The organism is Candidatus Phytoplasma pyri (assembly GCF_046600495.1).
In the GTDB taxonomy this organism is placed as follows: domain Bacteria; phylum Bacillota_I; class Bacilli_A; order Acholeplasmatales; family Acholeplasmataceae; genus Phytoplasma; species Phytoplasma pyri.
This window is the reverse complement of record NZ_JBKIOZ010000004.1, coordinates 22,190-30,489: the sequence shown is the minus strand read 5'-3', so window position 1 is coordinate 30,489 and position 8,300 is coordinate 22,190. Positions and strand designations below refer to the sequence as shown.

The 8,300-nt window shown below is 20.1% G+C and carries 8 protein-coding genes; 2 read left to right on the top strand and 6 right to left on the bottom strand.

What is annotated here, in order from left to right; genetic code table 11:
- Positions 1 to 14: 14 nt before the first annotated feature.
- From ACLHHF_RS01685 to ACLHHF_RS01660, 6 genes are all read right to left on the bottom strand, one after another.
- Complete coding sequence (locus ACLHHF_RS01685; protein WP_411308102.1) at positions 15 to 830, bottom strand: hypothetical protein; 816 nt, start codon at positions 828 to 830, stop codon at positions 15 to 17.
- 16 nt (positions 831 to 846) lie between these two features.
- Positions 847 to 1,611: a hypothetical protein gene (locus ACLHHF_RS01680; protein ID WP_411308101.1), complete on the bottom strand. Its 765-nt coding sequence runs from the start codon at positions 1,609 to 1,611 to the stop codon at positions 847 to 849.
- Positions 1,612 to 2,860: 1,249 nt separating this feature from the next.
- A complete protein-coding gene (locus ACLHHF_RS01675) occupies positions 2,861 to 3,298 on the bottom strand; it encodes a hypothetical protein (RefSeq protein WP_411308100.1) in 438 nt (145 codons plus the stop codon).
- 113 nt (positions 3,299 to 3,411) lie between these two features.
- Positions 3,412 to 3,741: a hypothetical protein gene (locus ACLHHF_RS01670; protein WP_411308099.1), complete on the bottom strand. Its 330-nt coding sequence runs from the start codon at positions 3,739 to 3,741 to the stop codon at positions 3,412 to 3,414.
- Positions 3,742 to 4,329: 588 nt separating this feature from the next.
- Complete coding sequence (locus ACLHHF_RS01665; protein WP_411308098.1) at positions 4,330 to 5,826, bottom strand: leucyl aminopeptidase; 1,497 nt, start codon at positions 5,824 to 5,826, stop codon at positions 4,330 to 4,332.
- A gap of 171 nt (positions 5,827 to 5,997) precedes the next feature.
- Positions 5,998 to 6,156, bottom strand: a complete 159-nt coding sequence (locus ACLHHF_RS01660; protein WP_411308097.1) for a hypothetical protein — start codon at positions 6,154 to 6,156, stop codon at positions 5,998 to 6,000.
- A gap of 1,343 nt (positions 6,157 to 7,499) precedes the next feature.
- Here ACLHHF_RS01660 and ACLHHF_RS01655 point away from each other — a divergent pair.
- Positions 7,500 to 7,865 carry a hypothetical protein gene (locus tag ACLHHF_RS01655; protein ID WP_411308096.1) on the top strand — a complete coding sequence of 122 codons (366 nt, stop codon included), beginning with the start codon at positions 7,500 to 7,502 and terminating at the stop codon, positions 7,863 to 7,865.
- A gap of 168 nt (positions 7,866 to 8,033) precedes the next feature.
- The gene (locus ACLHHF_RS01650) at positions 8,034 to 8,228 is read left to right on the top strand and encodes a hypothetical protein (protein ID WP_411308095.1); all 195 of its coding nucleotides are present in this window, start codon (positions 8,034 to 8,036) and stop codon (positions 8,226 to 8,228) included.
- Positions 8,229 to 8,300: the final 72 nt, after the last annotated feature.

The following is an 8,300-nucleotide window of genomic DNA, read 5'->3' as shown; positions in this document are numbered from 1 at the left end:
ACCAAAAAAGTGGGTCACTGCAGTTTACTACCGATTTGAGGAATACCATAAATTAATTCTTGTAATTCATCAAATGCCTCTTGGCCGTGGGCTTTAATCATTTCAGTTCTAAATGTATTCTCATTTGCGCCTTGCAAAAATTTATTTTCTAAAATTATACTTTTATCATCTTTTTCCATTCTTGCTATTTGTTCTCTAACATTCATATTTAAATATTCTGCTGATGTTGTACGCTGATAATTATTAGTATAAATTTGTTTAATAATAGGATTAGGATGTAAAAAATTTTCCTCTCCCAATAAATAATTTAAAACATAACATTTTTCCTTTAATTCAACATCTTGTTTAAATAATCTAATTTCAAACATTGATTTAATCATAATTCCATCATTGTGTTTTGAATAAAATTTTATACTAGGATATAAACCAATTTCAATTCCAATTTCTAAATTTTTTAAAGGTTTTATAAATTCTATTTTTCGTGAATCTGTTATTCCTTTCAATTTTTCATAATCGATATCTAATAAAGTTTTAACATTAATATTTTCTTTAACTTTTTCATTAGTTGAACTAGATAATAAACTTTGTATATATGGACTTTCTATTAATTGTTTAGTCAATCCAATGCCACTTAATCCTATTAAAGCCCACACAGTAGCACACATTGCAGCACTAGCACCACTGCCAATTGATGCTCCTGATGCAACTCCACCGATTACAACCAATGGAACAACAGCATTAACCTTTTGAATATTAGAAAATAATAAAATTATTAACATTAAAAAAACTAAGCTGATATTTTTAATTTTTATGATAGTATTTTTTAACATTTTTTTTTAACCTCTTTTATAATAATTGATAAAAACTTTTTATAAACATATAAATAAACATAACAAAAAATAAAAATATTACAATCCCAAATAACATTGATGCTAATGATTTATAATCACCGAATAAATCATAAAACAATTGTAAATAACTTTTAGTCTCTTTGACTTTTTCACTAACTTTATTAACTCGTTCATTGGATTCATTAGCTATTTTAGTATTATTTTCAACTTGTTGAGTAAGACTTTTAATATCCGCTTGCATTTCTTTTATTTCCTCAGTAACTGGTTTAACTATCTCAGTTACTGGAATAATTAAATCTTTATCATCAATAATTATTTTATTTTCACCACTAAAAAATTCTAATAATTCATTATGTTCAAATACAGTAATTTTATTTAAACTAGCTGCTGGCCTTTCATCATATTCAACTGATTTAAAATTTAAAAATCTCATTAATTCTTCACAAATAGTAACGTTACTAAAAAATCTTTTAGAATATTTAGTTAATATAATTTCACAAGAGGCAAACGATTCATTTTTTAAATTAAGATCAAATTGAATTTGCTCTTTATTTATTTTAAAATTTCTTATTGAAAAATATTTAAAAAGTTTAGAGGGTCTTACTTGTAATTCTCTTAATTCATTATTTTCAAATTTAAAATCATCAATATTTAAATCTAAAATTTTAAATTCTTTCGCAGTAATATTTAAATTACTACTAATGATTAATAAAAAGCTGAATAATAATAACCTTAAAGATTGAGCTTTTACTTTTAACATATTTTATTTCCTTTCATGAAAAAATAACTTTAATTATTAATAAAAAAAATTGTAATAAACCGGTAAAAATATTTTTGCTAAAAGTATAAATGACAACAACAATATTAATAAGAGTTTGAAAGGATAATTTTTTTATTTTAATAATAATTTTAATAATAATTTTAATTATAATTTTAATTATAATTTTAAAAATATCATAAAGCCACTAAAATGCTAAACTGATATAATTATCAAAAAACCACATTGTTAAAATACTGATAATTCATAATACCCATGAGATAGGGCCCTTATATAGACTCTAAATAAGCTTTAACCGGTGTTTAATAACATCCTAATATAATCCCCCCCCAGATATTTTTAGTTACAACCTTATAAGCACCATAAAATACCACCAACTAAACTTAAAAGTCATACACTAATCGCGAATAAGGTCATTATTTCTTAAACCTAAGAACAATTTTAAAAATAAATAAAATAAATAGTAAAAAAATAATTGTATTAAGAGAACCAAATAAATCAAATATAATAAACTCCGTTAACCGTTTAAAAAATTGCATAATTGAAATGAACTAGCAAAAATGGAACTGCTAAACACAAAAATAAAATAAAAAATCGTTTATTAAATTTAATTGAATAATAACTAAAAAAAATATTTTGTCAAATTTTTATTAAAATTAAATTAATTATTTTTTTTAGAAAGTTATTTGCATTTCTAGAATTTTTAAATTTAATTTCTTATTCGTTATTAAAGCAGAAAAAAATAAAAGTCAAATTAATTGATTTTTTTAAAAAATTTAAAAAAAATATAATTTTTAAAACACTTAGAATTTACATAGGTAAAATTTTATTAAAAAATTTTTAAAGTTTAAAAATTAGTGATAATAGATTTTATTTAGAAATTATTTAAAAAAAATGACTCTCAGTTTGAGAGTCATTTAAATATTTTTTATTAATTAATCTTTTTTTATTAATTTTGGTTTTTTATTTTTTTCTTTTAATTTTTCCTAATAACTTGCACTAATAGAGAAATAATAATTATAAAAATTAATAATTTTGTTTTTATTGATATTGTTTTTTTATTTTTTTCTTTTAATTTTTTGTAATACCATATACTAATCGGAAAATAATTATGAGAATTAATAGTTTTATTAAAATCATTTTCTAAAAAACGGAAAATTCCTAATAATTGAAATAATTTTACATAATAACACCAATAACTAACAACATCTTCAAAAAATAATATATATCATCAATAATATACCCATAGTAAGTGAAAAAAAATTAATATATAATTAATTTTATTATAAATCGGGTTTTTATTTATAGATTTATAAAAAATTGGTAAAAACACCATAATAATTGTAACTAAAATAATCAACAATGTTAATTGAGAAAATTTTCTTAAAAAATAATTTTTTCTCAAAGGTAATTCTTCTCCATATCTAATTGATTTATCATAACTTAGTATTATATTTAGTATTGGTGATTTACTATGACCATAATGAGCAGGGTACGATTGACCAAAATCAATATTATTTAAGTTTTTTTCTTTATTAGGATCTTTATAAATAAACATTGTTCCTCGCAGTATTTTAAAACCAATATAAGAAAATAATCCCATCATCATTAAAATGAAAATAAAACCAAAAATGAAAAATAAAATATCACGTATTTTTTCATTTTCCATAAGACCAAAATATTTTTGCTAGGCATAACAAAGGAATACTAGAAATTAAAATCAAAAAAGCGATTATATCTTTAATTATTTGTTTGCGTTGCATCATAATAACCTCCTTTTCTTTATATTTTGTTATAATTTATTAATATTTTTTTAAAATAAAAATTGATAATTTTAATAAAAGTATCTTGATTAGTAGCATTATACGATGAAATATGGCTGACAGAACCATTAAAATTAGGATTAATATAGGTTTTAATATAATTTAGAACTGTATTTTCATCAGCATTAGGTTCTAACATGACGTGAATAATTTCTGTTTGTCTAATAGTTCTTTCTAAAAATTCATTATCATTAAGCACCAAAATTGAATTATCAAAAACAAATAATAAACAAATAGTAATCAATAAAATAATTTTTTGAAAAAAAGCAAATTTACTTTTTAACATCATATAATCAATATAAAACTTCTAATTATTTTTGATATTTTATAAAACTATGTAAATAATTAAAATAAAATTTAATGAATAATATAATTTAGATAGTAAATTCCTTCTTAACTGTTTGATAGTTTAATTATATGATATAATTCCAATTTAAAGGTTATCCATTTTTTTGGTTCCTTGTTTTAATTTATAAGAATTTATAAAAGTGATTATAGTTTTGATTAATAAATAGGAGGAGGAACTTTAAGTCGCTGTAAATATTGGAAAATAGGACCATTAGAAGTACCAAAAGAAAAATTATTTATTAAATTTAACTATATGATAAACAAAAAAAATATTTTGTCAAATTTTTATTAATTAAATAAATTAATTTTTTAGAAGTTATTTTTTCTTACTTGTGTAAATTTTTATGATATATAATTAATATATTTTCAATTTAAATAACAAAAAAACTAAATCTTTTTTTTAATAAAAATTTAGCTTTTTTTATAAGTTGAATTTAATTTTGTTTATTTTTTCTTTAATAATACTAAAACAATACTTATTTTTATATTTTTAGTAGTAACAAAAAGTAGATTAATGTAATTTATTAAATTATTTTTGTTCGTAATAATTTTTTATTAAATAATTTAAAAGACGCACACCGAATCCCGAAGCCCAAGAATTGTTAAATTCATTTAATTTATTACCCATACATACACCTGCTATATCTATATGAGCCCAAGGAGTTTTTTCATCTACAAAACGTTTTAAAAATTGAGCTGCGGTAATCGAGCCAGCATAACCACCAGATGAATTTTTCATATCAGCAAATTGACTATCAATTAACTTATCATATTCACATCCTAAAGGTAATTGCCAAACTTTTTCTGATGTTGCTTCGCCTGATTTAATTATTTTTTTAGCTAAATCTTTATTATTCGAAAAAAGCCCTGCATGTTGTTCTCCTAAAGCAATCTTAATAGCGCCAGTTAAAGTAGCTAAATCGACTATTAATTTAGGTTGAATTTCAATTTTACAATACCATAAAAGATCCGCTAACACCATTCTGCCTTCAGCATCAGTATTAATGACTTCAATAGTTTTTCCAGACATAGAAGTTACAATATCACCAGGACGTTGAGCAGTAGAACTTGGCATATTTTCAACTAAACCCACAATGCCAGTAACATTAATTTTAGCTTTTCTAGCAGCTAAAATATGCATTAATCCTACAACAGTACCGGCTCCTCCCATATCAGCTTTCATATCTTCCATACCTAATGAAGGTTTAATTGAAATTCCACCTGAATCAAAAACTACTCCTTTACCAACAAAAGCTAAAGGTTTTTCTTCTTTGTTATCGCTTCCATGCCATTCCATAATTACTAAATAAGGTGGACGAGAAGAGCCTTTAGCTACCGATAACAATGCGTTCATTTCTAATTTTTTTAATTTTTCTTTATCTAAAACTTGAACTCTAACACCTAATTTTTCTAATTTTTTAATTTGTTCAACAAATTCTTCTGTTCCTAAAACATTAGCAGGTTCATTAACTAATTTTTTAGTTAAATTAACACCTTCACAAATAGCTTGTACTTGTTGTAATTCTTTTTGACAATTTTCAGCATTTTTAGTAACTATAATAAGTTCAAAAATGTTTTCATTTTTTAATTCCAATTTTTTTTTATCAGTATGATAACTATCAAAATAATATTGTTTTAACAAAGCCCCAAGAACAAAATTCATTATTTGTGTTGTTGAAGTATGAATACCCAAAACATCAGCAAAAACAACTACTTTTTTAGGATAATTTTTAGTTCCAGTAACACAAAGTCCGCCTGCTTTCAGCCAAGTTTCATCATTTATGTTTTCTTCTGTTCCTAAACCAATAACTTCAACACAAGAAAAAGGAGAACCTTCTAAATATAAAAATTTAATTTTAGAACCCCAAGAACCCTTAAAATTTTCTACTAAATAACCTTTTTTTATCATTTTTTTAGGATCAACTAAATCCAAACCAAAAGTTTTTTCAACTTTTTCTACTTGTAAAAGTATTACTTTGTCAGCATCAATAGATGTTGTATATTGAGTTATAAAAGAAACATTCATTTTTATAAATACCTTTCTTTTTTTTAAAAAATAAATTTAAAAATTTATTTTGTTATTATTATAATTAATATTTATTTTTATTAATAATTTAAATAATTATCAATTAAAAATTTATTTTTATTATTTTTAATATATTATAATGTTACTTTAAAATTATAAAAAATAAATTTTTTAAACCTTTAAAATATAAAAAATAACTGAATTAATTATTTTTATTTTTTTACTGCATGAATTTTTATGTTGTAAACTATTTGGTCCTTTATTATTGTTTTTTGTTTTATTCAAGTGATCTTCAGTCAATCTTTGTTGTATTAAAATTATTCTTTTCAAAAACTTAATACATTTCGTTATTTAAAATTAAATCATTAACATTAATATTCTTTTACTACTATTTTTTATTGCCATTAAATAATTATTATTAATCACCCAACATAATTTTAATAAAATAAATAAATAAAAAATAATATTTATAAATTAATTTTAAAATGCAAACATCAATAATTAACTCCTTAATATTTTATTTTTTAAGATAATTTTAAAAAATAATTGAAGAAAATTCTTAATTGATTTTATATTATAATAATAATTATCTTCTAATATTTTTATTTACAATGTAACATAAATATTAATTTAAAACCAACAAAATACTTAAAAAAATATAAGATTATTGATAATTAAATTTTATAATTATTTTTTTAATAAAAAAACAATGAATAAAAATAAAATAGCTAATGATAATTTAGAAATTTTATTAAAAGATTTACAAAAAAATATTAATTTTTCTAAAAAAATAATAATAAATTATTTCGTATTTTAAAATTAAATTAACTAACTTTTTGCACTGATCAGCCAATGCAGAAATTATTTACTAATATTACTAAATTTAAAATTATTGATAATCAATTTTTATATTTATCCAAGATTATCGTTTCTTATAATCGCAAAATTGTCGCTTTTAAGATTTCCCAAAACCCCAATAAATATTAATTTATGATACTTTTAGTCAAATTTCCCAAATCAAACCAAATTTTATTATTCATTTCGATCAAGAAACTATTTATCGTTCTTATAATTTTTAAAATTGATTAATTGAACGAGGGTTTTGAATTAGTATTTTGCATTAAAGCTAAGTCTATAACGATAATAATGTTTCAATGGAATCTTTTTTGGATTAATTAAAACGTTAATTTTTTATGAAATCCCATATTTAAAAAATTTAACTTATAATAAAGATATAAACAATTAATTTATAATTTTTTAATATTTTTATAATAATAATTAAATTTTTACTAAACTAAATTATCAAAGTCCAAATAATTATCAAAAATAGAATTTTTTTAATTAATAAAATAGTTAGAAATTAATTTTTTATAAAATCAACATTTGAAATTTAATTTTAATTGTGGTTAAATTTTCATTATGATACCCAAAAAATGCTCACTGGCGCTTTAAATTTTTTTTAATATAATTAATTTTCTTTTAATTTAAAATGTTAAATTTGTTTTTAAAATATTCAAATTTGTCCCATTTTTCAATATTAAAATTCAAAATTTTAACAAAATGAAAAAATTTTGAAGAGTTTTAGGTTATTTTATGCGTATATATAAGTTGTATGGTAATTTTTTAAAAAATATTGATAAATTATAAAAAACATAAAGAAAGAAGGTTATATAATGTTACACAAACAAATAATTAATTATATAATGAAACAAAGAAAGAAAAATTTTCAATTAATTAAAAATATGGTGGCTTTTTTTACTTTAAGTTTTATTTTTTTGTTTGTTTTTATAGAAGGAGAACATTCTAATTTTATAGAAAACAAAATGAATAAAATAATATATGTTATTTTATTTTTTATTTCGTTTTTAATTTTAATAGGTTTATTTTCTTATATTGGTTTTAAAACAACAAGAGGGACAACATTTATTTATAAAGTTCCTAATAAAGAAAAAAAATTAAATAATATTGATTTTGGTCAATCATTTCCAAATATTCGTAAATATTCAAACTATAAAAAAGAAAATAAATATAGTAAATAATTACCTTCAGAAAAAAATTATTTTTTAAAAAATTTTTTTCTTTTTTATTCTTGGATACTTTTTGTTACAATTATAATTATTTTCATTTTAATTTTTTTTGGTTTTATAGATAAAAATCCAATTTATAATAATATTAATTATATATTATTAATTCGTATTTTAGTTATTATGGTTTTATTATGTGTAACATATATTATTTTTGAAGATTTTGCTAGTTTTTGGTGCTACTATGTAAAATTATTTTCATTATTAGGAGTTTTCCTTTTTTTAGAAAACGATTTTAATAAAACTATTAATTCTCATAATTATTTTCCGATTAGCAAATGGTATTATGAAAAACCAAAATTAATAAAGAAAGATTAATAAAAAAAATATTTTTAAAAAATAACTATTAAAAGCAATTAGAAATTCATCATATTTTTAAATATTAAAATT